The organism is Acinetobacter sp. USHLN143 (genome assembly GCF_037145695.1).
GTDB lineage: Bacteria > Pseudomonadota > Gammaproteobacteria > Pseudomonadales > Moraxellaceae > Acinetobacter > Acinetobacter fasciculus.
This window is the reverse complement of record NZ_JBBCWZ010000026.1, coordinates 1-26,976: the sequence shown is the minus strand read 5'-3', so window position 1 is coordinate 26,976 and position 26,976 is coordinate 1. Positions and strand designations below refer to the sequence as shown.

General features: G+C 43.3%; 27 protein-coding genes. 11 read left to right on the top strand and 16 right to left on the bottom strand.

The window, feature by feature from the left end; all coding sequences use genetic code 11:
* Positions 1-118 precede the first annotated feature (118 nt).
* A complete protein-coding gene (mrcB, locus tag WFH18_RS08815; RefSeq protein ID WP_005103605.1) occupies positions 119-2,509 on the top strand; it encodes a penicillin-binding protein 1B in 2,391 nt (796 codons plus the stop codon).
* A gap of 14 nt (positions 2,510-2,523) precedes the next feature.
* Positions 2,524-3,069: a hypothetical protein gene (locus tag WFH18_RS08810; RefSeq protein WP_005103606.1), complete on the top strand. Its 546-nt coding sequence runs from the start codon at positions 2,524-2,526 to the stop codon at positions 3,067-3,069.
* Positions 3,070-3,127: 58 nt separating this feature from the next.
* On the opposite strand, the gene WFH18_RS08805 is transcribed toward WFH18_RS08810, so the two are convergent.
* Positions 3,128-4,027 (bottom strand): NUDIX domain-containing protein, encoded by a 900-nt coding sequence (locus WFH18_RS08805; RefSeq protein ID WP_005103610.1) that lies wholly within the window; start codon positions 4,025-4,027, stop codon positions 3,128-3,130.
* Between the two features lie 138 nt (positions 4,028-4,165).
* Here WFH18_RS08805 and hemP point away from each other — a divergent pair, with 138 nt between their 5' ends.
* A complete protein-coding gene (gene hemP, locus WFH18_RS08800; protein WP_004645578.1) occupies positions 4,166-4,336 on the top strand; it encodes a hemin uptake protein HemP in 171 nt (56 codons plus the stop codon).
* A 73-nt stretch (positions 4,337-4,409) separates the two neighbouring features.
* On the opposite strand, the gene WFH18_RS08795 is transcribed toward hemP, so the two are convergent.
* The 4 genes from WFH18_RS08795 to WFH18_RS08780 form a co-directional block, all read right to left on the bottom strand.
* Complete coding sequence (locus WFH18_RS08795) at positions 4,410-5,744, bottom strand: sensor histidine kinase (RefSeq protein WP_004278998.1); 1,335 nt, start codon at positions 5,742-5,744, stop codon at positions 4,410-4,412.
* Positions 5,745-5,748: 4 nt separating this feature from the next.
* A complete protein-coding gene (locus WFH18_RS08790) occupies positions 5,749-6,414 on the bottom strand; it encodes a response regulator transcription factor (RefSeq protein WP_004278999.1) in 666 nt (221 codons plus the stop codon).
* A 135-nt stretch (positions 6,415-6,549) separates the two neighbouring features.
* Positions 6,550-6,915: a NirD/YgiW/YdeI family stress tolerance protein gene (locus WFH18_RS08785; RefSeq protein ID WP_004645581.1), complete on the bottom strand. Its 366-nt coding sequence runs from the start codon at positions 6,913-6,915 to the stop codon at positions 6,550-6,552.
* Between the two features lie 93 nt (positions 6,916-7,008).
* A complete protein-coding gene (locus tag WFH18_RS08780; RefSeq protein WP_004279001.1) occupies positions 7,009-8,766 on the bottom strand; it encodes a GspE/PulE family protein in 1,758 nt (585 codons plus the stop codon).
* A 209-nt stretch (positions 8,767-8,975) separates the two neighbouring features.
* On the opposite strand from WFH18_RS08780, the gene WFH18_RS08775 reads away from it, so the two are divergent.
* On the top strand, positions 8,976-10,226 hold the full coding sequence (locus tag WFH18_RS08775) for an MgtC/SapB family protein (protein WP_005103613.1): 1,251 nt from the start codon (positions 8,976-8,978) through the stop codon (positions 10,224-10,226).
* Position 10,227: 1 nt separating this feature from the next.
* On the opposite strand, the gene tsaA is transcribed toward WFH18_RS08775, so the two are convergent.
* Entirely contained in the window at positions 10,228-10,947 is a 720-nt protein-coding gene (tsaA, locus tag WFH18_RS08770; RefSeq protein WP_004731629.1) for a tRNA (N6-threonylcarbamoyladenosine(37)-N6)-methyltransferase TrmO, read from the bottom strand.
* 105 nt (positions 10,948-11,052) lie between these two features.
* Here tsaA and WFH18_RS08765 point away from each other — a divergent pair, with 105 nt between their 5' ends.
* Complete coding sequence (locus tag WFH18_RS08765; RefSeq protein WP_004279005.1) at positions 11,053-11,832, top strand: ferredoxin--NADP reductase; 780 nt, start codon at positions 11,053-11,055, stop codon at positions 11,830-11,832.
* A gap of 64 nt (positions 11,833-11,896) precedes the next feature.
* Here the strand turns inward: WFH18_RS08765 and WFH18_RS08760 are convergent, their stop codons facing one another.
* From WFH18_RS08760 to WFH18_RS08750, 3 genes are all read right to left on the bottom strand, one after another.
* Positions 11,897-12,079 (bottom strand): hypothetical protein, encoded by a 183-nt coding sequence (locus tag WFH18_RS08760; protein WP_004279008.1) that lies wholly within the window; start codon positions 12,077-12,079, stop codon positions 11,897-11,899.
* 18 nt (positions 12,080-12,097) lie between these two features.
* Positions 12,098-12,349 (bottom strand): hypothetical protein, encoded by a 252-nt coding sequence (locus tag WFH18_RS08755; protein WP_004279009.1) that lies wholly within the window; start codon positions 12,347-12,349, stop codon positions 12,098-12,100.
* Between the two features lie 171 nt (positions 12,350-12,520).
* The gene (locus WFH18_RS08750; RefSeq protein WP_004279010.1) at positions 12,521-13,144 is read right to left on the bottom strand and encodes a cation transporter; all 624 of its coding nucleotides are present in this window, start codon (positions 13,142-13,144) and stop codon (positions 12,521-12,523) included.
* Positions 13,145-13,230: 86 nt separating this feature from the next.
* Here WFH18_RS08750 and WFH18_RS08745 point away from each other — a divergent pair, with 86 nt between their 5' ends.
* The 3 genes from WFH18_RS08745 (at position 13,231) to WFH18_RS08735 (ending at position 15,441) form a co-directional block, all read left to right on the top strand.
* Entirely contained in the window at positions 13,231-13,641 is a 411-nt protein-coding gene (locus tag WFH18_RS08745) for a Cd(II)/Pb(II)-responsive transcriptional regulator (protein WP_004279012.1), read from the top strand.
* Positions 13,642-13,774: 133 nt separating this feature from the next.
* On the top strand, positions 13,775-15,184 hold the full coding sequence (trhP, locus tag WFH18_RS08740; RefSeq protein ID WP_004645587.1) for a prephenate-dependent tRNA uridine(34) hydroxylase TrhP: 1,410 nt from the start codon (positions 13,775-13,777) through the stop codon (positions 15,182-15,184).
* Positions 15,185-15,186: 2 nt separating this feature from the next.
* A complete protein-coding gene (locus WFH18_RS08735) occupies positions 15,187-15,441 on the top strand; it encodes a YfhL family 4Fe-4S dicluster ferredoxin (RefSeq protein ID WP_004645588.1) in 255 nt (84 codons plus the stop codon).
* Positions 15,442-15,691: 250 nt separating this feature from the next.
* Here WFH18_RS08735 and ahpF read toward each other — a convergent pair whose 3' ends face one another.
* The 7 genes from ahpF to WFH18_RS08700 form a co-directional block, all read right to left on the bottom strand.
* Entirely contained in the window at positions 15,692-17,257 is a 1,566-nt protein-coding gene (gene ahpF / locus WFH18_RS08730) for an alkyl hydroperoxide reductase subunit F (RefSeq protein WP_004279017.1), read from the bottom strand.
* Positions 17,258-17,502: 245 nt separating this feature from the next.
* Positions 17,503-18,420 carry a hypothetical protein gene (locus WFH18_RS08725; RefSeq protein ID WP_004279019.1) on the bottom strand — a complete coding sequence of 306 codons (918 nt, stop codon included), beginning with the start codon at positions 18,418-18,420 and terminating at the stop codon, positions 17,503-17,505.
* 37 nt (positions 18,421-18,457) lie between these two features.
* Positions 18,458-19,591, bottom strand: a complete 1,134-nt coding sequence (locus WFH18_RS08720; protein ID WP_005265752.1) for a toxic anion resistance protein — start codon at positions 19,589-19,591, stop codon at positions 18,458-18,460.
* A 16-nt stretch (positions 19,592-19,607) separates the two neighbouring features.
* A complete protein-coding gene (locus WFH18_RS08715) occupies positions 19,608-20,399 on the bottom strand; it encodes a hypothetical protein (protein ID WP_005265753.1) in 792 nt (263 codons plus the stop codon).
* A gap of 342 nt (positions 20,400-20,741) precedes the next feature.
* Entirely contained in the window at positions 20,742-21,146 is a 405-nt protein-coding gene (gene rnk, locus WFH18_RS08710; RefSeq protein WP_044112091.1) for a nucleoside diphosphate kinase regulator, read from the bottom strand.
* Between the two features lie 505 nt (positions 21,147-21,651).
* Positions 21,652-22,902 (bottom strand): serine hydroxymethyltransferase, encoded by a 1,251-nt coding sequence (gene glyA / locus WFH18_RS08705; protein WP_004645593.1) that lies wholly within the window; start codon positions 22,900-22,902, stop codon positions 21,652-21,654.
* A 153-nt stretch (positions 22,903-23,055) separates the two neighbouring features.
* Positions 23,056-24,303: an alpha/beta hydrolase gene (locus tag WFH18_RS08700; protein ID WP_164543103.1), complete on the bottom strand. Its 1,248-nt coding sequence runs from the start codon at positions 24,301-24,303 to the stop codon at positions 23,056-23,058.
* A 332-nt stretch (positions 24,304-24,635) separates the two neighbouring features.
* Between WFH18_RS08700 and WFH18_RS08695 the strand changes: the two genes are divergently transcribed.
* The 3 genes from WFH18_RS08695 to WFH18_RS08685 all read left to right on the top strand — a co-directional run bounded on the left by WFH18_RS08695 (position 24,636) and on the right by WFH18_RS08685 (position 26,652).
* Positions 24,636-25,334: a DUF3820 family protein gene (locus WFH18_RS08695; protein WP_004645595.1), complete on the top strand. Its 699-nt coding sequence runs from the start codon at positions 24,636-24,638 to the stop codon at positions 25,332-25,334.
* A 101-nt stretch (positions 25,335-25,435) separates the two neighbouring features.
* Complete coding sequence (locus WFH18_RS08690; RefSeq protein ID WP_164543104.1) at positions 25,436-26,083, top strand: hypothetical protein; 648 nt, start codon at positions 25,436-25,438, stop codon at positions 26,081-26,083.
* 218 nt (positions 26,084-26,301) lie between these two features.
* On the top strand, positions 26,302-26,652 hold the full coding sequence (locus WFH18_RS08685) for a hypothetical protein (protein WP_164543105.1): 351 nt from the start codon (positions 26,302-26,304) through the stop codon (positions 26,650-26,652).
* Positions 26,653-26,976 lie beyond the last annotated feature (324 nt).

The window sequence follows — 26,976 nt, the reverse complement described above, 5'->3', positions numbered from 1 at the left end:
ATTAAGGAGAAATTGTGGGGTTTCATTTTAATTTTAAGCGCATTTCTTGATTAAATATTGCAAAATAATGAAAAGCTTCGCATGATTAGCACAATTTCACAGGATCTTATAAGTATTTATGAAATCTGAACGTGGCATGGGGTTTCTTGCCTTAATTTTTTCTATTATTGTCATTTCTATCTTTGTAGCATTTAGTATCTATTTGATTAGATTAGACAATATTGTACGCGACAAGTTTGAAGGTCAGCGCTGGGATATTCCGGCCAAGGTCTTCGCACGTCCGATGGAAGTGTACGTGAATGCCCCAGTCAGCCTGCAGGATTTCCAACAAGAATTAAAATTACTCGGTTATAAAAATTCGGATAGTTATACTAAATCAGGCAACTTTGTCACCACGGGTAATACCCTGTATGTGCATACACGCGGCTTTGATTTTGGTGACCGGGTTGAACCGGAACAAATATTGAAAGTCAGTTTCAGCGGTGAACAGATTGCAGAAGTCAGCGCAACCAAACCGTCTTCAAGCGGGATTGCGCGTTTAGAACCTTTATTAATTGGTGGGATTTATCCGCAGCATAACGAAGACCGTGTGCTGATCAAGCTAAATAAAGTGCCTAAGCCCTTGATCGAAGCGCTGATCGCGACCGAAGACCGTAAGTTCTATGAGCATCATGGGGTTTCACCGCGTGGTATTGCACGTGCCGTAGTCAGCAATATTACCGGTGGTAAACGTCAGGGTGGCTCAACCTTGACCCAGCAGCTGGTCAAAAATTTCTATTTAACCCCTGAGCGCACCTTAAAACGTAAAGTGAATGAAGCCTTTATGGCGATGCTGATTGAATTGCATTATGACAAGAATGAAATTCTAGAAGCTTATCTGAATGAGGTAAATCTCGGCCAGAATGGTAACTACTCCATTAATGGTTATGGTCTGGCATCGCAGTTTTATTTTGGCCTGCCACTACGTGAACTGAATATTTCCCAGCAAGCATTTTTGGTGGGTTTAGTCCAAGGCCCGAGTCTATACAATCCATGGCGCAATCCTGAAAGTGCGAAAAAACGCCGTGATATCGTCCTGAATAATATGCTGGTGATGGGCTATCTGACTCAGGAACAATATGAAAAAGAAACCGCACGTCCGTTAAATGTCATTTCAAAACCGACTTTAGGCCCTGCCCGCTTCCCGGATTTTCTGGATATTGTACGTCGTCAATTACGCACAGATTATCAGGAAACCGATCTGACCAATCAGGGTCTGCGAATTTTCACTACTTTAGATCCTTTGGCCCAAACCAGAATTCAGGACAGCTTTAAAGAGACGGTGGCGCGTTTAAGCAAATCCAATCCGGGTCGCCTGAAAGATTTACAGGGTGCGGTATTGGTATCGCATCCGGAAAATGGTGAGCTGGTGGCCGCACTAGGTTCTACTCAAGATTTTACCGGCTTTAACCGTGCAGTCGATGCCAAGCGTCAAGTCGGTTCCCTATTAAAGCCTGTGATTTACCTGAGCGCACTAGAATCGAACCGTTATCACTGGGCGAGCCCGATTGAAGACAGTGAAATCAGCATTAAGAGTGATGGCAAAACCTGGACGCCGAAAAACTATAGTGGTCGCGGACATGGTGTCATTCCAATGTCACAAGCACTATCGCAATCCTATAACCTGTCTACTGTGCGTTTAGCACAAGAATTTGGCCTGTCTACCTTTATTAATCATCTGAAAAAATTTGGTGTAACTTCAGATATTCCATCTTATCCGTCGATTTACTTGGGTGCGGTAGATATGTCCCCGATGGAAGTGATGAACATTTACGGCAACTTTGCTACAGGCGGCTTTAAATATCCAACTAAAGCCATCCGCTCTGTGGTGGATGCCAACGGCCGCTCTCTGGATCGTTATAGCCTGAGTGTACAACCGACTATTGATCCTGCTTCCGCTTATGCCCTGAATTATGGCTTACAACAGGTCATGTCGAATGGTACAGGCCGTGCAGCCTATAACAGCTTGCCACGCAGTCTGAATCTTGCCGGTAAGTCCGGTACCACGAATGACAGCCGTGACTCATGGTTTGCCGGATATTCAGGTAATTATATGACCGTGGTCTGGCTCGGTCTGGATGACAATAAAGTCACTGGCTTGACCGGTTCATCGGGTGCCCTGCCCGTTTGGACCAATGTCATGAAACAGTTGCGCCAGAAACCGGTGAATCTGCCACAGCCGAATGAAATCGAATGGCATTGGCTAGATCGTCATACGGGTTTGTTGTCTGCACAAGGCTGTGAAGGCGCCATGTATATCCCGATTTCGCGTCATGCCCTGCCAAATCAGGCGACTGCCTGCGGCATCTCGCACTATGCGACGGAACCTTATGATATTGATTCAGAACCTGCGCCATCTGATGCTGAACAGGATGATATGAGTCGCTACATACAAGAAAGTGAAACAGAAATAGAACGCGATCTTGAGAGCGAAACCCGTATTATCGCCAGTGGAAGTTATAGCCATTAATTGAGTCTATGTTTATGTTAAGAAAAATCCTCCCTGGTTTGCTCATCCTCAGTCTGGTGGGCTGCCAAAGTATCTCTGAGCCAGAAAAGCCAGTTACCCCAGTCAAGCCTGCGACGGAAAAACCTAAGGCAAAAACGCCAGACAGCGTAGTGATTACGCCTTATGACCGTCCTGACATCAAACGTCAGAAAATTGTCATTCCTGAACAGAAGCCGAAAAGCCAAAAGTTTGATGATGGCCGTAATCTGCCGGCTTTCAAGAGTCTGATGCAGCAAACCCAGCAGGCCTATACCAAGCAGCAGTTCGCTCAAGCTGAAGCGTCTGCAACTCAGGCACAGCGACTGGCCCCTCAGGCACCGGAAACCTATTTATACTTGGGTATGATTGCTAACCGTAAAAATCAGCCAGCAAGCGCCGATGCTTTTGCCTTACGTGGCCTGAGTTATGCACAATCTAGTGCCATGAAAAAGCAGCTTTGGCAAGTGCGCCTTAAATCTGCTCAGTTGCGGAAAAATGCCAAAGCGATTCAGCAAGCTCAACAGGCATTGAAAAAGCTTTAAGATAATTTTCCATAGAAACTGACTTACCAATAGAAAATTTATTTTATAAATAAAGTGTTTAAATATAGCGAATGCCGGCAATGCCATAAGCGTGCTGGCTTTTTGCATACTCAAGCTCATCAGCCTTCATTCCACCCAAAGCAAAAACCGGAATCTGTACCTGCTCTGCCATTTGCTTGAATTGCTCCCAGCCTAGCGCAGGCGTGTCCGGATGCGTTGCGGTCGCCAGTACCGGACTCAGCAAGGCTGCTTCACAACCGATCTGTTCTGCATGCATTAAAGCACTCAGGTCATGACAGGCTGCCAGATAACGATAACCAGATTTCAATTCACCTTGTTTCAAGTCCATCAATTGAATCTGTTTTAGATGAATCGTACGAATCGTCTGCTGCTGCAATTCATTCAGTTGTGACCAAAGCTGCTGATTAATGATTAACTTGGAGAGTTGATCTACCGGATATTGCTGTAATTGCATGATCCGTTCAGGCGTTGCTTCCACGCGCCAATACAACATTTGATCTGTATCCAGACTTGATAAGATATCCAGATCCTCAGCAATCTTGATGCGCTGCGGCCATTGCAGCTTTTGAATCATGGACTGATTGGCTTTCGGGAAATTCAGCTGACCAGGTTCTTCCCGGCTATACCAACGCCAAGGCTGTTTGATTTCAGCCAGTTGAGTAGGCTGTACTGAAGCATGAAAAATATGCAAATTGACGATGAGATCTTCATATTCATGAGAAATAAAATCAGAAGCATGCCAGCGTTCGATATCAACCCCGACCTCTTCAATCACTTCGCGGCGGCAGGCTTCGACTGGTAATTCGCCCTGTTCAACTTTTCCGCCTGGAAATTCATATTTATTGCCCTGATGCTGCTTGGCCTCACGCCAGCCGACTAGAACCTGATTTTGATAAAATAAAAGCGCAATTGCGACATGAATTGTAGCTTTAGTCATGATGTACAGAACCGGTAAAGTTTTACAGATTGTAAGCAAATTAGAGTTTTTTATAAATTGCTCAATATTTCGTTGACAGATCTATTCGATAATGATTATCATTTAAATCAATCCAAAACACACCACGGAGTCGACGGAATGAACGCCCCATTTAGCCTATTCACCCGTAACAATGATACTCACCATGCCTTGCCAATGCTGCACTCCAACAATCTGTTTGCACTGGGTCGTGAAATCCGGATCATGCATGCCGGCGAAGAATACCGCTTGCGCCTGACCCGCAACAACCGTCTTATTCTGACCAAATAATTAAAACAATCTAAAATAACAAACGTGGGAAGCAGCAGTATGAATCAGCGCATACTGCTTTTTAATCTTCTAATCATGAGATTTTGCCATCAGGCTCAAAACTCAATGACACTTTAAGTCCACCCAAGTCCGACGGCGCATAGTCAATTTTAGCTGCATGCAGTGCCATAATTTTCTGGCAAATGGACAGGCCTAAACCCGAACCCTGAGTTCGCGTACCCAAAGCCCGATAAAAACGTTCACCTAAACGTTCCAGTACCTCATCAGCAATCCCCTCTCCTGAGTTTTCAATCAGTAACTGTATCTGATGCTGCTCAATAACTGTTCGGATCTCGACCTGTCCCTGTTGCGGCGTATAACGGATCGCATTGTCGACCAGATTGCGAATACAACTAAAAATCAGTTCTGGATTCGCTTCGATCACAGCATCCTCAAGTTTTAGATTCCAATGAATGTCTTTTTCTTCTGCAAAAGGCTGCAAGGCCTGCAAAGCCTCCTGAACCAGATTCTTAAGATTAATCGTTTGCGTTGCTAATTGCCCTGTTCGCTCCGGATCGAGTCGTGCCAGCAAGAGTAAATTTTCCAGCACCTGCGTACCGCGGTTGACATCATTTTGGATCAACTGTAATGCCTGAGGGAGCTGTGCATCATCTTGATATTTGCGTTTTAAAACCTGTAGCCGCATTTGAATCGCAGACAGTGGCGAACGCAGCTCATGTGAAGCATCTGCAGTAAAGCGCTGTTCAGCAGCCAGTGATTTCTCCAGCCGGCCGAGCATGGCATTCAGCTGACGAATGATCGGTTGCAGTTCAGTGATTTCAGGGTCAGGTGTTTTAATAGGACTCAGATCCTGAGCAGTCTTGGAACCAATCGCGCGGGAAATCTTGTTTAATGGCCGTAACTGGCGTCTGATCGCAACACGCAAAATCAGCCATTGCACTAGCCATAAGATGAATAAGATCCCGGCAAAGCCCAAGGTGGTTTGCCAGAGTTCATCGAAACGTACTGAAAGTGGCTGTACGATTTTGACCTGAAGGTCGTCATCTTCCGCAGTCAGAATACGGATAAAATGGCCATTTTCATAAGCAAACTGGAAGCCGTTGTTCTGTGCTTTTGGAATGGGATTAATTAATTCATCATCAATCGAAGTTGTCAGTACCTGCTGATCCAGCAACAAGGCATACTGGATATCGAACTGTTCACTGAGTTCATCGACCTGGGCGTCTTTGGCCTGGGTCACATCGCCAAGCAGCAACTCAGAAATCTGCTCCATTAATTCATCATGCAGCTGACTGGCTTGATAACTGGAAATTCCCAATAACAGCAGCCAGGCCAATATTCCAGCCAATATCGAACTGAACAGCGCATGTTTGATCAGTTTAGTTTGCAAGGAAATAGCAGCTGACATAGGTTTATACCTCAGCCTTATGCATGCGATAGCCCAGACCGCGAATAGTCTTGATCATCTGGCTGCCGATTTTTTTACGCAGCTGATAGATAAATACTTCAATGGCATTACTTTCAATTTCATCACCCCAAGCGTACAGCGATTCTTCCAGCTGTTCACGGGTGACAATATGTTCAGGCTGCTGCATCAGCTTGTATAGAATTTGAAATTCCTTCGCAGTCAGATTCACAGCTTGACCTTCTTTAGTCAGGGTTTTGGCTTGAGTATCCAGACTGAGATCCTGCCAGAGCAGGATATGATTCGGTGTTTGCTGCTTCTGTCTGAGCTGGGCACGTACCCGGGCCGAAAGTTCTTCCAGACTAAAAGGTTTGACCAGATAATCATTCGCGCCTAAATCCAGACCTTCAACCCGGTCATCAATACTGTCTTTGGCCGTAATAAAAATCACCGGCGTATCTTGCTGTTGGCTGCGCAAACTTTTCAAAATCTCGTCTCCAGTGGCATTCGGCAGGCCGCGATCCAGCAAAATGCAGTCATATTGATGCTGTTCAATCGCCAGGATCGCATGATCACCGCGCTCTACCCGATCAATCACATAACCATCCATTTCCAGCCAGGTCTGGATACTGTCTGCCTGAGACTGATCATCTTCTGCCAAAAGAATACGCATATTCTGCTCCGTTTGCTTCCTTGTTCTATCTTGCCCTGAAAAAGCAGCAGACTCAAAAAAACCACATGCTTTTTGGTAACTTGCATGTGGTTTTTTGTTGCTATGTTCAAACTGATTTCAGCAAATCAGGCGATATTAGAAGCGAACCTGATCAACCTCAATTTCAACACGTTTTGCCGGTTTATAATCAATGTCGATTTCACCTGTGATGATTACCGGTGTTTTGGCTGAAATCGGTTTGCCTTGCCAAAGTTCGTCATCAATCTCAACCGTAATGGTGCCTGTACTGTCGCGGAACTGGTATTTTTCATCACCGACTGCTTTCACGACATAACCTTTGAGCTGAACTTTGCTGTCATCTTTCATGGCCAGTGCCTGTTTGACTGTAGTCGATTTAGCAAAAGCGGCCTGATTCACAGCCGTGTCACTACTTGCTATCGTAGCTGTCGCGATAGAACCCATCAATGCAGCTGCCAAAACCGTATTTATCATCATTTTCATCGCAGTTACCTCTTTAAAGTCTTGCCTTGTTTCGATGATGCTATTAAAACAGCCAAACATGAATTGAATCTTAAGATTGCTTCATTTTCAAAATTAATTTAAGGGCACCACTCTCAGGACTTCTTCAAGCGTGGTCACACCTTCCAGAATCTTGCGCGCCCCGGCAATTCTGAGCGGCTCTACGCCTTCTTTTTTCGCCTGCTGACGCAGCTGGTTCAGGTTAGCATCCGCACCAATCAACTGTTTGGTGGTCAGACTCAGTGGCATAAACTCATAAATCCCGATACGGCCTTTATAGCCGGTATGCCGACATTCTTCACAGCCTACCGCCTTAAAGACAAATTCCGGTCGCGGCAAAGGATAATCGGCTGCCAGATGCTGCCACTCCTGCTCGTTCAGGAAACTTTCCTGTTTGCAGTGTGGACACAGCTTACGAACCAAACGTTGAGCCAGAACACCCAAGATGGTTGCTGCTGTCAAAAATGGCTGTACGCCTAAATCATGCAGACGGGTCAGACTCGACGGCGCATCATTGGTATGTAAAGTCGATAGAACCAGGTGACCGGTCAATGCTGCCTGAATCGCCATATTGGCAGTGTCCTGATCACGAATTTCTCCAACCATGATAATGTCCGGGTCCTGACGCATTAGTGCGCGCACGCCGTCAGCAAAACCGAGATCAATACCATTATTGACCTGCATCTGGTTAAAGCTAGGTTCCAGCATCTCGATCGGATCTTCAATCGTGCAGACGTTGACCTGTTCAGTCGCCAGCTGCTTCAGAGTTGAATAAAGCGTAGTAGTTTTACCGGAACCGGTCGGACCGGTCACCAGAATAATGCCATGACTATGACTGGTCAGATTGTTCCAGTCGTTGAGCAGATGACCTTCAAAACCGAGTTGCTGAAAACTTCTCACCAGCACTTCCGGATCGAAAATACGCATTACCAGTTTTTCACCAAAAGCTGTCGGTAAGGTCGACAGGCGCAGTTCAGTTTCCTGTCCTTTGGGCGTGCGGGTTTTCAGTCGGCCATCCTGTGGCTTACGTTTTTCCGCCACGTTCATTCGGCCCAGAATCTTGATTCGGGAAATGACGGCGGTCAATGTATTGGCCGGCATATTGTAAATCGTATGCAGCACCCCATCAATCCGGAAACGGATCTTGCCGGTGTCTTTACGTGGTTCCATGTGAATATCACTGGCACCTTGTTCAAAGGCAAATTGCAGCACCCAGTCCACCAGTTTGACAATATGCTGGTCATTGGCATCCGGATTCTGTGAATCACCCAATTGCAGCAAGGCTTCGACGCCCTTATTTTCCCGGTCATAGGCAGAGGATTTTTGTGAACCACTGACTGCACGACTGACCTGATAATATTCAGTAATATAACGTTGTAATTGTTCTGGATTCAGTAATACCCGTTGTATTTTTTTCGGGGAAATATTTTGCTCGAGATTCGACACCCATTCGGTTTTATAAGGCTGATCCGTGGCGATCAGAACTTTGTCTGCCTGAATTTCTACTGCCAAAATATGGTTGCGCAGTGCATATTCCTGCGACATGACATGGGTCAATGCCTGTACATCAGCTTTAAGCGGATCAATAATATAGAACATCAATCCGGTTTTTTCTGCCAGCCACTGACATAAACGGTTCAGGGTCAAAGTCGTTTGGGGATGGGACTGATCGACCAGATTAAAATTGGCAATCCACTGTAAAGGGTGCCATTTTAATTGTTCACGTTGCCGATGAGTGGTTTGTACCAGCATTCGGTCGCGTTCACTGATTTTACCGTCTTTAAAGAGTTGGTCTAGACACCATGCCGTATCCATTTCAAAGTCAAATTTCATTATTATCAGTCCCCAAACTTGCCTCCACTATAACAAGTTTTTGCAGTTTTTCGCATGCTCCCCACCTTTTGAATGTACGTTTCTATTTCAATCTCAAAAAGAAAGTAAAGAATGGATTTGATCGTTACCGCAACATTTTTAATCTATGCAAACCTGATCTCATCACATATATTTTTAAATAATCAACTCTTAGCTTGCTGAGGTCACAGATGGATCTGACTGCGGTTCCCCTGCATGCGCATTCTTTTCATGAACTGCTCACGATACTCACCTCGGCATTGGGCTGCGGCCTATTGATTGGTCTGGAGCGGGAACGACATAAACAACGTGAGCAGCAACCGAGTTTTGCCGGCTTACGTTCCTTTGCAATCTGTGCTTTATTGGGTGCACTGTGTTTCCTGTTTGGAATCGTGATTGCTGTAATAGGTGCTTTGATCGTGGGTGGTATGGTCATTTTATCCATCAAAAATCAGCCTGATGATCCGGGCATTACCACAGAGCTTGCATTTGTGATGACCTATTTTGTTGGCGCCATGTGTTTGTGGAATATTCCTCTGGCAGCCGGTCTTTCTGTGCTCTTAACCGGTATTTTGATGGCCAAACATACCATGCACAATATTGCCGGAAAATGGATTAAAGAAGCCGAATTTAGGGATGGACTATTATTACTGGCCTTAATTTTGATTGGTCTGCCGCTGACCCCTGACCGGCCTTTTTGGGGCGAAGTGCTTAATCCTTATCTTATTCTCAAATTACTGACCTTAATTTTAGTGGTACAAGCTCTGGCTCATATTGCGAAACGCTTTTTCTCGACTAAAAATGCCCTGATGCTGTCCTCCATCGCTTCCGGTTTTGTTTCCAGTACGGCGACCATCGCTCAGTTGGGCTTACAGGTCCGTAAAGGTGAAATGGATGCACGATCGAATGCCGGTGCCGCGCTGATGTCCTGTATCTCGACTATTGTGTTGCTATTGATTGTGATCGGGGGCGTATCCTGGAGCTGGCTTAAAATCCTGCTCTTGCCCTCTTTAGTTGCCGTAATCCTTCTGGCAGCCTGTGCATTTTTATTATTGCGCAAGGCAAAACCTGCGCCGAGCATGGAATCGTCAGACAGCCAGATGTTCAGCTTAAAAGAAGCTGTGATTATTGCAGTCACATTAACATTGATTCAGGCTGGAGTTTACGGACTGGAGGTCTGGCTCGGGGATGCCGGCTTACTGGCCGGGACCTTGCTCGCCTCTTTATTCGAGATTCATGCCGCGATGGCCAGTGTCGTCGTTCAAGGCGATCCTTCAAATATGCGTCTGATTTATGCCCTGCTTTTAGGTCTGGGTGCTCATGCCCTGGCCAAGTCAGCCAATGCAGCTTTGACCGGTGGCTGGAAGTTTGTCCTTTATTTTGCGCCTGTGCAGATTTTGCATATGGCAGTGTTGATTGGGGTTTTGTGGTGGAACCTATAATCTAGGAAGGAATATGCTGGATAGCAACAATTAGCACTTGCTGAGCATGAATTTTGAAATGGATATCAACATTTGCAAACTTCATCCCATATACCCGTTCTTCATCTTCCTGATATGCAGGTCTTGGATCTAAAGATAAGACAGCTTCCAGTTCCTGAATAGTCTGCACAGAAATTTTTCCATTTCCTAGTAATTGTTGCTTTTGCTGCTCCGCTTCATCGCTCCAAATGACGGTTTTACGTGGTGGTTCATCCTGTGCATAACCGCTTTGTGCTTCAATGATGGCATCCGAATATTGAATATAAGGTTTGATATCCATAATTGGCGTGCCATCGAGCAAGTCACTCCCTGTCACATACACTCGAACATGTTTGCTCACTTTTCTCACTTCTTTGAGTTTGACCACAGATAAACCAATCGGTGATGGACGATACATGCTGCGCGTAGCAAACACGCCTATTTTCTTGTTACCACCCAAACGCGGCGGACGCACTTGTGGACGAAACTGGCTGTTGTGCTGGTTTTTATTGTCATGAAATTGCCAGACCAGCCACAAATGACTGAATTCTTCAATTCCCTCAAAGGCGAGCAGGTCATTATAGGACCCGACCATTTCAATATAGCTTTCGACCTGAACCAGATTCGGCTGACGAGGAATACCAAATTTTTCTTTATAGGGAGAACGCATATAACCAATAATCGGCAGCGTCAGTTCAGTCATCATCACTTTTTTTGATAAGCTCAATTAAATATATTCAGTTTATCGAGAATGAATTTAGATTAGAATAGCAAGCTGTTCTAATTTGATAATTTATTGAGACCTTTAATGGCTGCTTTTAACGTCGAAAAGATTACTCACGTCCACCACTGGAATGATACTTTATTCTCTTTTAAAACGACTCGTGACACTGCTTTGCGTTTTAAAAACGGTCAGTTTGTAATGATCGGCCTTGAAGTCAATGGCAAGCCGTTAATGCGCGCATATTCAATTGCAAGCGCCAACTACGAAGAAGAGTTAGAATTTTTCTCAATTAAAGTGCCTGATGGTCCACTGACTTCGATTTTACAGAAAGTCAAAGTCGGTGATGACATTTTGGTTTCTAAAAAGCCGACAGGTACATTGGTACTTGATGACTTGAACCCAGGTAAAAATCTTTACCTTCTTTCTTCTGGTACTGGTCTTGCACCGTTCCTGTCGACTATTCGCGATCCTGAAACTTATGAGCGTTTTGAAAAAATCATCGTAGTTCACGGTACCCGTTTCATTTCAGAACTGGCTTATCAAGATTTGATCCTGAATGAAGTGCCAAATCATGAATTCTTCTCTGAACTCGGCGCGAAAGAAAAATTGGTATATTACCCAACCGTCACCCGTGAAGAATATCCAAACCAAGGTCGTGTAACCACCGCGATTGAAACCGGTGAACTGTTTGAAAAAATCGGTCTGCCACGTTTCAACCCGGAAACTGACCGTGCCATGTTATGCGGTAGCCCTGCATTCCTAGATGACGTTGCTGCGCTTCTTGATCAACACGGTCTGAAAGAATCTCCGAAAATGGGCGTTTTAGGCGATTACGTGATTGAACGTGCATTCGTTGAAAAATAAGATTTTCTAAACTAAAAAACCGGACTTAAAAGTCCGGTTTTTTATTGGAACCATCACTAAATAATTAACGATCGCGACCTTCCTGGTTTGCAGAACCTGAACAGCCTGCGCCACCTGCAATGATGAAACCCGTTTGCGCTTTACATGAACCAATCATACGGCCATGAGAGTCAAATGTAGTTACTGACGATGCACAGCCCGTCAATACAACAGTCGCTACAAGTGCAATAAGTGCTGATAATTTCATGATATTCCCCTTTATTATTTACGGTTTTAAATTAATCTGATTTTGGCTTGGTGGCGTTGGTAATAGGCCTGTATTCGCATCTGGCGTATTGTAATTCACACCTAAGGCATCGCCTGAACCACTACAATGTGCACTTGCGGTCGAAAGTAGGCCACGCGTCGCCATACATGAACCGATGATTTTTCCTGTTGCATCATAAGTCACGACTTTGGAACTACAAGCGGCTAGCCCCGATATTGCCAATATTGAAAAAATTTTAATTAAATTCACATTAACCCTCGCACGATGCAAAAAACTAAATTATTAAAATTTATGTATATTTTCTGAATTTCGCCAGAGATTCTAATTTAATTTGTTTATTTGTAAAGCTTTATTTTTCAAATATTATAAAAATGGAAATAAATAAAAAGCTGCCCTGCAGGACAGCTTTAAATATAAAAATTAGCTGGATTTATGTTTAAGTGATCTTTCTTCCAGAGACTGCTTAATCACTTGATAACCTGATGTGATGCCGAGTGTAGCGATAATTACAGCCACAATAATATCCGGCCAAAGACTGCCTGTACCAAATACGCCTACGGCTGCCAAAATGACCGCAAAGTTGCCAATTGCATCATTACGGCTACAGAGCCAGACCGACCGCATATTGGAATCACCTTCACGAAAAGCATAAAGAATTGCTGCTGTAAATACATTCGCCACTAAGGCTAGGATGCCAATCAGGCCCATTGTCAGTGCTTCAGGTGGAATGCCTTGCAGATAGGCGTAAATCACTTTGCCAATCACTACCAGACCAAACAATGCCATGGTCATCCCCTTTACCAAAGCGACTGTTGCCCGCCAATACAGACTCGCACCAAGTACAGCCAAAGAAATCCCGTAATTGACGGCATCACCAAAGAAATCTAGCGCGTCTGCCCACAAGGCTGATGAATGTGCATATGCACCACCGATCAGCTCCACTACAAATAAAGTGAAGTTTACCAGCAAGGCAATCCATAGCGCTGCTCTAAATTTGCTGTTGGGCTTGATGGGTGCCGGTTCAGGACTACAACTACAGGCCATATAACTCCCCCGATGATTTTTTATCCAAAATACGATAAATTGATTAGAAACTATGGACTAACTCCAAGGTCAAGCATGAGGGCGATATGTCAGTTTATTTGATTTCAGAAATGGCCAAAAAAACTGGTCTAAGCACCGATACCTTACGTTTTTATGAGAAAAAAGGCTTTATTCAGCCGAATTTTCGAGCAAGTAATCAGTATCGTTATTATGGTGAAGACACATTAAAAAGACTGCTTTTTATCAAGCGTTGTCGTGCCTTGGACATGTCATTAAAAGAGATTGAAACCCTGATTCAACTTGAACAAAATCCGGAGCAGGAGTGCTGTGCCGTAAACCAATTGATTGATCAGCATCTTTCGGATATTTCAAATAAAATTAAAGAATTACAAATATTTGAACGGCAACTGATCACACTGAGAGAACGTTGCAACACCCCAACCACTATTGATCATTGCCAGATTTTAAAAACGCTTGAAAATCCTGAAAATGACTGAATATTGAAGATATTTTATGGAGAATTCCCTACTTAAAAAAGAACCTTGTTTTACATCCAAATCGCGTATTTCCGAGTGATTTACTAGGTTGAATCCAAATTCCAGATGATTAGAATAAAGCCGTACTTTTTATATGTCTTTCGATTTGATCATGAGCATTACCACTGTTACCGAACTTCTCTCACCTGCTGGCTCACTGAAAAATATGCGCTATGCCTTTGCTTATGGTGCAGATGCAGTCTATGCCGGTCAGCCGCGTTATAGCCTGCGGGTTCGGAATAATGAATTTGACCATGACAATCTCGCCATTGGCATTAAAGAAGCACATGAACTCGGCAAAAAGTTCTATGTGGTGGTCAATATCCAGCCGCATAACTCCAAGCTGAAAAATTTTATTCGTGATTTAGCGCCTGTAGTGGCGATGCAGCCAGATGCGTTGATCATGTCCGATCCAGGTCTGATCATGCTGGTGCGTGAACATTTTCCAGAGATGGATATTCACTTGTCTGTTCAGGCCAATGCCGTGAACTGGGCAACCGTGAAATTCTGGAAAAATATGGGCCTGACCCGCGTGATTCTGTCACGTGAATTGTCGATTGAAGAAATTGCAGAAATCAAACAGCAAGTGCCCGATATGGAGATTGAAGTCTTTGTTCATGGTGCACTGTGCATGGCCTATTCTGGCCGTTGCATGCTGTCAGGCTATATGAACAAACGTGATGCCAATCAGGGTGCCTGCACCAATGCCTGCCGCTGGGAATATAAAGTGCTGGATGCTAAGGAAGATGAAACCGGTGATGTGATTCCAGTGAAAAATCTGGATTCAGGCTGCTGCTCCAAAGATGCCGACGAACAACACATGCAAGAACAACATCAGTTTGATGAGCCTGTGTTATTGCAGCGGAATGATGAAGATATGTTTGCCGCAGAAGAAGATGAACACGGCACTTATTTTATGAACTCGAAAGATCTGCGTGCAGTCCAGCATGTAGAGCGCTTAACTAAAGTGGGTGTGCATTCACTGAAAATCGAAGGCCGTACCAAGTCTTATTTCTATTGCGCCCGTACTGCTCAAATTTACCGTAAAGCGATTGATGATGCGCTTGCGGGTAAACCTTTTGATCCGTCACTGATGACACAATTGGAAGGCTTAGCGAATCGTGGTTATACCGAAGGTTTTCTACGCCGCCATGTGCATAGTGAATATCAGAATTATGAACATGGTTCTTCCAGTTTTGATCATCAAATTTTCTGTGGTGAGGTACTGGAGCGCAATGGAGATTACATCAAGATCGATGTGAAAAACCGTTTTATCGTCGGTGACTCACTCGAACTGATGACGACTAAAGGCAATATCACTTTCAATTTAACCGAAATGAAAGACAAAAAAGGTAATCTGATCGAAGACGCCAAAGGTTCAGGTCATATCGTTGAGATTCCAGTTCCGGCAGATGTTGATATGCAATATGCCCTGCTCATCCGTAATCTGCCAAGCTCGACTATGGATATTTCGGCATCTTCACTGGCTTATCAAGCGAGTTAAATATGGCACTACTAATTACCGACAAATGCATCAATTGCGATATGTGTTTACCGGAATGCCCAAATGACGCGATTTATGAGGGTGCGAAAGTTTATGAAATTGATGTGAACCGTTGTACAGAATGCGTCGGTTTTTATGAGCATCAGACCTGTGTAGATGTCTGTCCGATTGAATGCATTGTTCCACATCCGGAGTATCGGGAAACACAAGAACAATTACTGGAAAAATTTAAGGGTTTGAACTTATTTAAATCTTAAAAATGAAGCGATGGAATAAACATTGCTTTATATAAAAACAACCTTGGGGAAAGTATAAAAATAAGGGTTGAAAACAAAAACTGTGCAGAGGAAAGGAACAGCTGAAAGTGCGTGGGGACACTTTTGGCTGTTCCAATAATAAATATAAAAAAAGGAACTCGGGTGTTAGCGTCCTGAGTTCCTATAAAGCGATAATAATGTATTTATAAGATATAGCACCTCGGTTTTGGGGAACCCAGGTGCTATTTTTTTATTGTCCTGAACGGATGATGTAATCAAAAGCAGACAGTGACGCCTTGGCACCTTCACCGGTCGCGATGATGATCTGCTTGTACGGCACTGTGGTACAGTCACCTGCAGCAAATACACCTTTCACATTGGTTTCATTGCGATCGTTAATCACGATCTCACCACGGTTGGTCAGCTCAACTGGGGTTTCTTTCAGGAAGTCCGTATTTGGCAACAAACCGATCTGCACGAAGATCCCTGCAAGTTCAACTGTATGCTCTTCATCCGTAGCACGGTCTTTGTATTTCAGTGCAGTCACTTGTGCACCGTCACCCAGTACTTCAGTCGACAAGGCATTCTTGATCACGGTGGTGTTCGGCAAGCTGTTCAGTTTGTCTTGCAGCACCTGATCCGCACGCAATTTGGTATCAAATTCCACCAAAGTTACATGCTCTACAATCCCTGCCAGGTCGATCGCAGCTTCCACCCCCGAGTTACCACCGCCAATCACGGCGACGCGTTTGCCTTTGAACAGTGGACCATCACAGTGCGGGCAGTAGGCCACACCACGAGTTTTGTATTCCTGCTCACCTGGAACGTTCATCTCTCTCCAGCGTGCGCCGGTCGACAGAATCACGGTTTTAGATTCCAGTTTGGCACCATTCTCTAAAGTCACTTCCACCAGACCATTGGCCGTTTCGTCTGCCCCTTTGATATCAGACACGCGTTGCAGGTTCATGATGTCGACCCCGTATTCACGCACGTGGGCTTCCATCTCGGCAGCAAATTTAGGACCTTGGGTCTTCTGTACAGACGTAAAGTTTTCAATGTCCATGGTATCCATGACCTGACCGCCCATGCGTTCAGCCACGATCCCGGTTTTAATGCCTTTACGTGCTGCATAGATGGCAGAAGTATTCCCTGCAGGACCACCACCGATCACCAGGACATCAAAGGCATCTTTGGCATTCAGCTTTTCCGCATCTTTGGTAGCGGCATTGCTGTCCAACTTGGCAATGATTTCTTCCAGCGTCATACGACCCTGACCTATATGCTGGTTGTCCTGGAACACCATCGGAACCGCCATGATTTTGCGTTCTTCTACTTCTTCCTGGAAGAAAGCCCCATCAATCATGGTCGCTGTAGTGCCTGGGTTATAGATGGCGATCAGGTTAAGTGCCTGAACCACATCCGGACAGTTATGGCAGCTTAAGGATACAAATACATCGAAATTAGATTGAACACCCAGGCTCTTGATATTCGCCAGAACTTCATCAGAGACTTTCGGTGCATAACCTGAGGTTTGCAACAATGCCAGGATCAGTGAGGTGAACTCATGGCCCATTGGCAAGCCTGCAAAGAATACACGTGGTTCCTCACCAGCTTTTGCAATCCCGAAACTTGGCGCACGTGCATTGATCCCGTCAAAGCGTGCAGTCACCAGGTCAGACAGTGCAGCCACTTCGGACACCAGTTCCTGGATTTTGGCTGATTTGTCAGAGCCATCCAAAGTCGCCACCAGTTCAATCGGGCCTTCTAGGCGTTCTAATAAGGTTTTAAGTTGGGCTGAAGTATTTTGATCTAACATTACTAACGTCTCCAAAGGAGTAAATGTTTATTTGATACAGCCATGATAGGACAATCGATTGAATAGGTAAAACAGGTTGTTTTTATTTTATTGATCGATATTTTAGATTATTAAGCTAAACCTAGTTTTTTTTACTGCCTTATTTAAATTTTTGAGCTGTGTTAAGCAAGTTGAATAGGTTATCTTAAAAATAGCATTGAAATTTTATCAAAAAAATGCTCCCTATTCAGGAGCATTTTGGGAAATTAATGAATCCGCTGTTCGATACGGAGTGATCGACCCTTGATTGAGTTGGCCAAGAAAAACAAGATTAGGCTAAGTAGTGCCGATAAAATAGCAACACCAATAATAACCAGATTCGTGATCTGATTTAACTGATCCGCCTGTTGCACCTGTGTATTTACACTCTTGGCGACTGGTGTCATGGCTTGACCATAGACCTGTTGCTGCATGGTCCAGATTTGTTCAGGCTTGAAACCATATTGTTCAAATTTAGGATCCTGTTTTTCTGCTTCAACCAGGTTTAAAACATAAGGTTTTGCGGCAGATAAATCCTGCGGCTTATGCAGCAATGCCGTTTGCGCCAGTAAATAAGATTTCACCGGTGCTGCAATCTCTGAATCAGCCAGATAACGAGCAATTTCACTGTCATTAATATTGCTGTCATAATACACCACTTGCTGATAAGCATCATCCCGATCATTACGTAGATCATGCTGCCAGTAAGTCAATCCTGACCAGATCACGATAAAAGCAATCAGCCAGGCGACAAATTTCAGCACAAAAGACTGAAAGCGAACATAAAAGAAACGCAACTTTTTCAGTAAGCCAATCACAAAAAATGCACCGATAAAAGAGGCAAAAATTTTAATAATCAGCCAGCCAAACCAGCTCAGCAAACTAAAAAAATAATCCGGACTATCACCAATGCTGGCCAGTGTGGCATCTACACTGACCGGTAAATGCAATTGCTGTACTTGGGTACTCAGGCCAAAAAAGCCATAGACCAGTTCCTGCTGGAAAAATAGGCTGATCAATGAGGCTATAAATATGGTAGAAGTAGTCAAACCCAATAGCATCAAATTGCGTTGACGTTTCTTGAGTGCAACTACCCCCTGCTTGATGTCCTGAGGCTTAACGGCGTATTCATCTAAGGGCGGCAATCTCTACTCCTTCTTTCAGATTTTGGCCCTACCTGATTTAGTTGGGCGTGGATCCACTGGTACTTGATTCAATCACCAAATGATTCAGATTATCTTGCAAAGCTTTCAAACGCACGGTTGCTTCTGTGCGTTTTTGTACACCTTCTTTCTGGATCTGAATCACATCATTTACAGTTTTAATGAGGGTATTTTGCACATGTTCAAGCGTTTCGATGTCAATCACCGAGCGCTGGTTGGCTTTAGCAGTATCGACCGAGTTCTGATGTAACAGGTCAGCATTACGGCGCAGCAGCTCATTGGTGGCATCATCAATGGTATTGGCCAGCTGTACACTGTTCTTCTGTTCGCTCAATGAAATTGCGAGACTGATCTGGTTTTTCCACGCCGGTAAAGTAATGTTTTTGATCGCATAGAACTTGTCGACCAGCATCAGGTTATTCGACTGGATAATCCGGATCATTGGCAAGGTCTGCATGGCAGATTGCTGCAATACCTGTAAATCACTGACACGTTTTTCCAGATTATTGGCCAGATGGTTCAGGTCATAAATTTTCTGGGTGGTGCTCTGATCTTGCGGCAAGGCGGTTAAAGTGGAAATTTCCTGCTGCAGCTCCTGTTCGCGTAAACGGCCTGCGGCGATATGTACCCCGAGCTGTTTATATTCATCCTGTACCCCGTCAAACATTTTATCCAGGGTATCAACACGTGCTTTCAAACCGGATTGCGAGGTTTCAATCTCTTTCACCAGTACATCTAGCTGCTCTTTAGTGGTATTGAAATGCGCATCAAAGTTATCTTTCGCACCTTTGAATTTGCTAATGATATTGCCAAAAAAACCCGAACTTTTCTTTTTATTGAGAATACTGCTGGTATTCAGCTGCTGAGCCACCTGTACCACCTGATTCAGCTTCTGTCCTGTCGCATCCAGATCTCTATTTTGCACCAGATTCAGTAATTCATCGGTATAGGTCGAAGTTTTGGTCGCAATATTTTTGCCATATTCAGCCACGCTGTTATGACTCATGTTCTGCAACTCTTTACGTGCAGCCAGCACCTCCTGAAAGTCAGCAGGCTGTAAGCCCAGTTCTTTCAGGTCCATTTGCTGGAATTTTTGTTCGACCAGTTCATTCGAGCTTTCAACAGGTAAATTTACTAAATCAGACTTGGTCATAGTTCACCTTATATTGTTATGTTTTCGAGGGTTTCTCCAGGGATTTTTTTAACGTTTTAATCAGACTCTCACGGCTATTATCAAGTTTTTCCAGATCACTTGTCGAGTGTTTCGTCTGGCTTTGTTTGACATGATATTGCCAGGCCGGAATCAAGACCTGCTGTGCTTCCTTAAAGCGATCCAGCAGGCTAAAGGAAAGCTGCTGCGAAAGCTGCATCTGGGTAATAGCGATGTCATTACTGCTTTGCAAGGTACGTAAGGTATTAATTTTCTTGGAGAGACGTTCTGAAAAACTATCCAGTGGATGCTGGTTTTTGACGAACAGTGGATATTCAGATAAAAACTCATCTGCAGCGACAATGTGCTTGGCCATCTGTTCGCGCAAACCCAAAAGCTGCTGAAAACGCGACTGCGATTTCTGAATTTCAATCTGTAATTTACGGCTTAAGTGATCGGCCTGATCGAGCAAACGGTCTAGCCGTTGATAATATTCCACCTGACTTGAGCCATAATCCAGATCGATGCCTAGCCATTTCTGTAGGGCATTAAATTTACGTTTTTTCAGATATTTTTTAGATTCTGCCAAAGCCTGAATCAATTGCTCAATGGTATGGCTTAACTGTTGGGTCAAGTGCGGGTCTACACCATTCAGTAGAACGGACTGTGCCTGAATCAAAGCATCTGCATAATGATTCAGCCCATATTGATTATCCAGTACAGGCACAAGCTCATTACGCTTAATCGCCAGAATTTCCTCACGATCAAGCATCATGTCAGTCAAGGCAGGTAGAGCTTCAAAGCGCGACATGGTTGAGGCGATATCCTTTAAAAAAAGTGAAACAAAGAAGTCTAGAACATCTTCGAATGTAGCAAAAAAACAGACTGCGTTGTGTATATTTATCCAGAAATTCGTTACATCACTTTAACTAAATCCATGTTTTATCTTTATTTTAGTTATGATTTTGGCAAGACAATCCAATTACAGAGATAAATGGCTACGTAGCATCTTGAGAATTGTTTAACTTTAAGCATTTAGAACTTTAAAATGTATTCAATCTGATCTAAATGCTTACAACACCAGGTTTTACTTAAAATCCATATACAAAAAAAGCCATATTGCTATGGCTTTCAAGGATGATCCAACGCTGGCTTAAAGATAATCCCCTTCGCTCTCCGGCTGAAACAGCACTTTTTCAATGGTTACTTTCATGGTATGACCATCCGGTTGTGGCCATTCAATGGTTTGACCTTCCGCTAAGCCCAAAATGGCTGCACCTATTGGTGCGACCACATTGACCTGCCCCTTTTCACCTTTAAATTCGTGTGGGTAAACCAGTGTCACCTCAACAGCTTCCGTAGAAGGTGCAATGGTCAGCAACACACGGGAATGCATGGTCACGATATTGCTTGCGATCGCTTGCGGCTCGACCACTTCGGCACGTGCCAATTCATCCTCTAAGCGGATCATGGTTTCACTCAGCTTGCTCTGATTCTCCAGCATCGTTTCCAGACGATGTAAATCTTGCTCAGATAAAATAATGTTGGGTTTAGTCATCCTTATTACCTTGTTTAATGCATAAATCAAAAATTAATCAATCAACCGCCAGCAGCATTTTTAAATACAGGATTTACCCATATTCAAATGCTACCGATCCATATAACGTTTAAATAAAAAGAATGATGTCATTCACAGCGCTTATATCAGCACCACCTTACAGTAACATGGGATTCACTCAAGCGCTTCATCTACCATGATCTTCAGCTCAATAACCTATTATTTTTAAAGTGTCAGGTTCTGAAAATAATTCCTGTAAATAATTTCAAGCAAAGCATGCAACGAATGCATTCATTCTTTTAAAGCATTTAAAAATACAAATAGTTGATAAAAGACTTTAAGCCAGATTGAGAAAAACTCAATATGATTTTATTGATGACTCAATCTCTTACGGCATGGAAATTGATCTATATAAGCCCGATCAAGTCTAAACATCTTTTACATCGTTATTTTTACAGCTATAAAAAAAGCTCCCGGTTGGGAGCTCCTTTCCGTTTATAAGCGATTATGCATAAACTGGGAATTTAGCACATACCGCTGCAACTTTCTCTTTCACCGCGTTGATAACAGCTTCATCGCCTTTAGCATCTAGGATGTCAGCGATCCAGCCTGCAAGTTCACGCACTTCAGCTTCGCCAAAACCGCGAGTTGTTACTGCAGGTGTACCGATACGGATACCTGAAGTGACGAACGGAGAGCGTGGATCGTTTGGTACAGAGTTTTTGTTCACAGTAATGTGAGCAGCACCTAACCAAGCGTCAGCTTCTTTACCTGTGATGTCTTGTTTGATTAAAGACAACAAGAACAAGTGGTTTTCAGTACCACCAGAAACTACGTCATAACCACGAGCGATTAATACTTCAGCCATTGCTTTCGCATTCACAACTACTTGTTGCTGATAAGCTTTGTATTCAGGTGCCATTGCTTCTTTGAAGCAGATTGCTTTCGCAGCAATCGCGTGAACCAAAGGACCACCCTGGTTGCCTGGGAATACAGCCGATTGAAGTTTCTTCTCGATTTCTTCGTTTGCTTTCGCAAGGATCAGACCTGAACGTGGACCACGAAGTGTTTTGTGAGTCGTAGTCGTAGTAACGTCAGCGATTTGCACCGGGCTTGGGTAAACGCCAGCGGCAACCAGACCTGCAACGTGAGCCATATCAACAAATAGGTAAGCACCTACTTTGTCCGCGATTTCGCGGAAACGCTGCCAGTCAACGATTTGGCTGTATGCAGAGAAACCAGCAACGATCATACGTGGCTTGTGCTCAAGCGCTAAACGCTCAACTTCTTCGTAATCGATCTCGCCAGTTTCAGGGTTTAAACCGTACTGAATCGCATTATATGTTTTACCAGAGAAGCTTACTTTTGCACCGTGAGTCAAGTGACCACCGTGAGCAAGGCTCATACCCAGAACTGTATCGCCCGGGTTAAGAAGCGCTAAGTAAACTGCTGAGTTTGCTTGTGAACCAGCATGTGGCTGAACGTTAGCATAATCAGCACCAAAGAGTTCTTTAGCACGGTCAATCGCCAATTGTTCGATAACGTCTACATACTCGCAACCGCCATAGTAGCGTTTACCTGGGTAGCCTTCCGCATATTTGTTAGTAAGTTTTGAACCTTGAGCTTCCATAACTGCTGGTGAGCAGTAGTTTTCAGAAGCGATTAGCTCAATATGAGCTTCTTGACGAGCATCTTCATTCGAGATTGCTTGAGCTAATTCTGGATCAAATTCAGCGATAGAGATATTGGCAAACATTAGCGAGGTCCTATTGATTTAGGGCTTTTAAGCCGTGCTAAGATTGGCGCGTATTGTAGCATGAAGTTTTAAATTTTCGATCATGAACTTTATTCAGTTTGCAATAAAAATGGCTCATGTCTAAAAAACATGAGCCATTCAGATAAAAATAAGTTATTGAATTGGCATTAGAGATTTCACATCTGAAATAATATTAGGAATATTCAGTGCATAGACGCTACCATGATCCCATTTAGTCGCATTTGACTCATCCGTAATATAACGTACTGAAGTTTGTTTCTGATTGGCGAGTGCAACTAAAACATCTGTTGCTGCTTTGGGAACGGTACTATCTGCTGAACCCTGATAAATAATCACTGGCGTAGAAACTTTAACAAGTAAAGGCTGAGAATCTTTTTCCAAGAAGCTCTTTACGACTGGAATATTCATAAAGTTAGTTTGAGTACGAGGATAATTATTTACTGAGTTATTATTTGATTGTGCATAAGCATACATTGCAGTACCAAATTTCTGGCCTAATACATCATAGCAATCAGTTTCTGCATTTTTCGCGATTTCGTCGGTTGGTGTTTTAAAAATCTGACTATATTGCAAATTTGGGTTCGGGTTACGCAAACCGGCAACAATCAATGCAGTAAAGGTATCTAAAGATGCTAAAGTTCCAATTTTTTTATCCAGATTTGTTTCTTGTCCCGCCTGTTGTTCACCTCCTGTCAAAATCAGATTGAAATTTGAAGCCGGTGCTAAAGCTACCGTACCTTTATAGGTCATCTTAGAAGCACGTGCTGCATATTGTGCAGCGCCTAAAGCTGCCTGGCCACCTTGAGAATGCCCTACTGCCACCCATTGATTGGATGCTTGTGAACCTAAATAATTTCGTGCAGCTACGACTGCATCAGTAATAGAATAAGCTTCACTTTTCAAATTCAAGAAAGGATGAAGTTCTTTTCCACTCGGCTCTCCCAAACCTTCATAGTCAGGTGCCACTACAATATAGCCAGCTTGGAGAAACCCGCCAATCATGGCTTTGATATAATCATTCAGCGCTTTTCGACTCGGCGCACACTGATCAGCTACACCGGTAGTTCCATGTGCCCATGCCACAATTGGCCAGCCTGTAGCTGGAGGCGTTCCCTCGGGTGTGAAAACTAATGCAGTAGCTTGTGTTTCCTTACCATTAATTCCTAACATCTTATAAGTCATGATCACACTTTCGTCAGCGATCCCGGAGAAATCCGTTTGAGTATAGGCTACAGGTGTTGCCACGACTGGATTATCGATATTATTTACTGGAACAGCAGGTTTGGACTCGTAAAAACGATCATTATCACTATCATCGTTACAAGCAGTTAAGGCTACACTTAATGTGAGAAGAGTACAGGTCAATACTTGACGTTTCATCGATCTTATCCTTATCTTATTTATTATCATCTCTAATGAGTTTTTCTGGTTTTATCTTTAACAAACGATAAAACCACATGTAATTTCCCAATTTATCTAAACAATATCAAGAAAAGAATGCGTTATTTTTTCTATTAAATTCGCACCGGTTTAGATTTATTATGAAATCAACAAACTTTAAAATAGAGAATTTCTCCTCTCCAGAACTATACAAATAGTCGTCATACGTTAAAAAGCCTGCAATTAATACAGAAATAAAGCAATTCAATTGTCAGTTGCAAAATAATAATGTTAGATTTTACTCTCCTCTCTTTTTCAGGCACATTTCCGACATGCAGGCCATTATTCTTGATACCGAAACGCATACTTTAAATGGTCAACCCATCGAAATTGCTTATGCGCCTGTCGAAATTGTAGAGCATAAAATCAGTCTGGATAAAAGCCGCCTGTTTGATCAGCTCTACTCATGTGACGAAGCTATTTCTTTTGCTGCCATGGCCGTGCATCATATTCTGGAATCGGATCTGGAAGGTCAGCCGCATTACAGTACCTTTCGCCTGCCTGATGAAACCGTCTACATGATCGGCCATAATATTGATTATGACGTCCGTGCCATCGAAAAATGTGGTGTAGATACTTCAAAAATCAAGGCGATTTGTACACTGGCTTTAGCACGTCGGGTCTGGCCAGATGCGGAAGCACACAATATTTCTGCCCTGATTTATATGATCACCAAAGGCAGCGAAAGAGCGCGTGAAATGATCCGTAAAGCGCATCGTGCCGATATGGATATTATTTTAACTGCCAATATTTTGATGCATATTGTGCATCATTTAAAAATCAACAGCATGCAGGAATTATTCGACGCTTCTGAAGATGCCCGAATTCCACGTACGATTAATTTTGGTAAACATCGCGGCACTGCTATTGCAGAACTACCTGCTGACTATGTGCAATGGTTGCTGCGTCAGGATGAACTCGATCCTTATTTACGCAAGGCACTTGAAAATACGGCGATCACGACATTATAGGTCTTATCAAAATAAACCTCTGTATTTTAATAAATACTTCATATTAATGTAATTTTCACAGACTATGCTCTAGCTGAATTTAAGCAACCATCTATTCAGCTATGATGCATTTTTATAAAACTCAACGTGGGATCGAGGTGCTACAGGATCGCTCCATCCCACTGACCGCACGCCAACGCCGCTTATTGGTTCTGATCGGCAGCCAGGATTTCAACTTATTAAATGATGGCTTAAAGCAGCAGCTTGCTCCTAGCGAACTCTTAGATCAACTTTATGCCATGGATTTAATCGTTCCGGCTGAAACTGGCGAGGTAGCCATCAGTCAAAAGCAGGCTGATGCAAGAACAGATACAAAAGTTGACCTGGCACACTCCGAGATTCACCGATCGTTGGACTCATCGATAGCAGCAGCTTCTGCGACAAAAGAACTCCATCCTGAGATGGAATCCATTAAAGTAGCGCAGGACATTCCATCTGCTGAAACGGATTCAAGCCATGCAAAAAAGCTGCCTGAACTGCAACCTATGTCTTTTGAAGACCTTAAATATATGATGATGGAAAGCTTACAAAAATATTGTGGCTTGATGGCCAAGCAGCAAATTCATCAGATTTTACAGGCGCCGGATACGCGTAGTTTAAAACTGTGCCAAATGCAATGGATCACGTCCCTTCAGGAAAGCCGTATTGCTCCCCAAGAATTGAATCACATTCTGAAGCAGATCAATTTTGCTTTAGATCAATTGCAGTAAAATGAAGCGCCTGAATAAGAACATCTTAGTCTTTTAAACTCTTAAATAAGTGAGTTTAACAATGAGGCAGCTTTAATTATTCAAGATAACTAATTGGTTATTTGATATATTTATATTTAAGCAAAATTTAAAGCTCGAAATATCCGACTTAAGCGTGATAGAAAAAGAATTATAATCCCGCCATATAGTGAGCATAGACATCCGATTGGATCATGTATATGTCACATTATTTAGAATTCGATGCGTTCGATAATCCCATGCAACTGAGTAAAGTTGGCAATTGGGTAATTACCTTTTTAAGTCCGGTTGAAGAACTGCAATTTGTGCAACTGGCGATCACCTATGTACTTCCCCGCCAGATCAGTGACAGCTTGCAACCGCGCCGTGTGTTGATTCAAAAAAGTCCCATTGAGCATCATTGGCTGATCCAGGCCATTGAATGTTTTGACAGCACGACTCGTCAGGAAATTTCTTTAAGCCCTGAGCATACAATCGCACAGCAAACTTTAGTGCAGATTCTAAAAGATTTTGAAAAATATGATGTGAATGTGCAGCTTAAACAGATTTAAATATTTGCTCACTCCAGCGAGCTTTTTTATTGTTATGGGATATTTCTTCGGCCAATCAAGGCTCACTACCACGTTGTCTTCTCTTAGAGATTGAATCAGCTTCTGATTATAGCTGCATACAGTAGTATCCAAGCTAGCAAACACCAAAGTATAAAAAACTCACCTAAATGGTGAGTTTTTTATCTGCTGAATCGGTGATTTCGGATAAATAAGTAGGACTTACGCATTGACGGATTCAAAAAAGTATTAAAATACTTTATAAAGTATCTGTGATCAGACGAATTAAACATGCTTCTACAGCAACTTGTACATTACCCATTTATA

Bases quoted from the DNA above. Each gene is read 5' to 3' on its own strand.
- mrcB (WP_005103605.1), top strand. From the start codon at position 119: ATGAAATCTGAACGTGGCATGGGGTTTCTTGCCTTAATTTTTTCTATT.
- WFH18_RS08810 (WP_005103606.1), top strand. From the start codon at position 2,524: ATGTTAAGAAAAATCCTCCCTGGTTTGCTCATCCTCAGTCTGGTGGGC.
- WFH18_RS08805 (WP_005103610.1), bottom strand. From the start codon at position 4,027: ATGACTAAAGCTACAATTCATGTCGCAATTGCGCTTTTATTTTATCAA.
- hemP (WP_004645578.1), top strand. From the start codon at position 4,166: ATGAACGCCCCATTTAGCCTATTCACCCGTAACAATGATACTCACCAT.
- WFH18_RS08795 (WP_004278998.1), bottom strand. From the start codon at position 5,744: ATGTCAGCTGCTATTTCCTTGCAAACTAAACTGATCAAACATGCGCTG.
- WFH18_RS08790 (WP_004278999.1), bottom strand. From the start codon at position 6,414: ATGCGTATTCTTTTGGCAGAAGATGATCAGTCTCAGGCAGACAGTATC.
- WFH18_RS08785 (WP_004645581.1), bottom strand. From the start codon at position 6,915: ATGAAAATGATGATAAATACGGTTTTGGCAGCTGCATTGATGGGTTCT.
- WFH18_RS08780 (WP_004279001.1), bottom strand. From the start codon at position 8,766: ATGAAATTTGACTTTGAAATGGATACGGCATGGTGTCTAGACCAACTC.
- WFH18_RS08775 (WP_005103613.1), top strand. From the start codon at position 8,976: ATGGATCTGACTGCGGTTCCCCTGCATGCGCATTCTTTTCATGAACTG.
- tsaA (WP_004731629.1), bottom strand. From the start codon at position 10,947: ATGACTGAACTGACGCTGCCGATTATTGGTTATATGCGTTCTCCCTAT.
- WFH18_RS08765 (WP_004279005.1), top strand. From the start codon at position 11,053: ATGGCTGCTTTTAACGTCGAAAAGATTACTCACGTCCACCACTGGAAT.
- WFH18_RS08760 (WP_004279008.1), bottom strand. From the start codon at position 12,079: ATGAAATTATCAGCACTTATTGCACTTGTAGCGACTGTTGTATTGACG.
- WFH18_RS08750 (WP_004279010.1), bottom strand. From the start codon at position 13,144: ATGGCCTGTAGTTGTAGTCCTGAACCGGCACCCATCAAGCCCAACAGC.
- WFH18_RS08745 (WP_004279012.1), top strand. From the start codon at position 13,231: ATGTCAGTTTATTTGATTTCAGAAATGGCCAAAAAAACTGGTCTAAGC.
- trhP (WP_004645587.1), top strand. From the start codon at position 13,775: ATGTCTTTCGATTTGATCATGAGCATTACCACTGTTACCGAACTTCTC.
- WFH18_RS08735 (WP_004645588.1), top strand. From the start codon at position 15,187: ATGGCACTACTAATTACCGACAAATGCATCAATTGCGATATGTGTTTA.
- ahpF (WP_004279017.1), bottom strand. From the start codon at position 17,257: ATGTTAGATCAAAATACTTCAGCCCAACTTAAAACCTTATTAGAACGC.
- WFH18_RS08720 (WP_005265752.1), bottom strand. From the start codon at position 19,591: ATGACCAAGTCTGATTTAGTAAATTTACCTGTTGAAAGCTCGAATGAA.
- WFH18_RS08715 (WP_005265753.1), bottom strand. From the start codon at position 20,399: ATGTCGCGCTTTGAAGCTCTACCTGCCTTGACTGACATGATGCTTGAT.
- rnk (WP_044112091.1), bottom strand. From the start codon at position 21,146: ATGACTAAACCCAACATTATTTTATCTGAGCAAGATTTACATCGTCTG.
- glyA (WP_004645593.1), bottom strand. From the start codon at position 22,902: ATGTTTGCCAATATCTCTATCGCTGAATTTGATCCAGAATTAGCTCAA.
- WFH18_RS08700 (WP_164543103.1), bottom strand. From the start codon at position 24,303: ATGAAACGTCAAGTATTGACCTGTACTCTTCTCACATTAAGTGTAGCC.
- WFH18_RS08695 (WP_004645595.1), top strand. From the start codon at position 24,636: ATGCAGGCCATTATTCTTGATACCGAAACGCATACTTTAAATGGTCAA.
- WFH18_RS08690 (WP_164543104.1), top strand. From the start codon at position 25,436: ATGATGCATTTTTATAAAACTCAACGTGGGATCGAGGTGCTACAGGAT.
- WFH18_RS08685 (WP_164543105.1), top strand. From the start codon at position 26,302: ATGTCACATTATTTAGAATTCGATGCGTTCGATAATCCCATGCAACTG.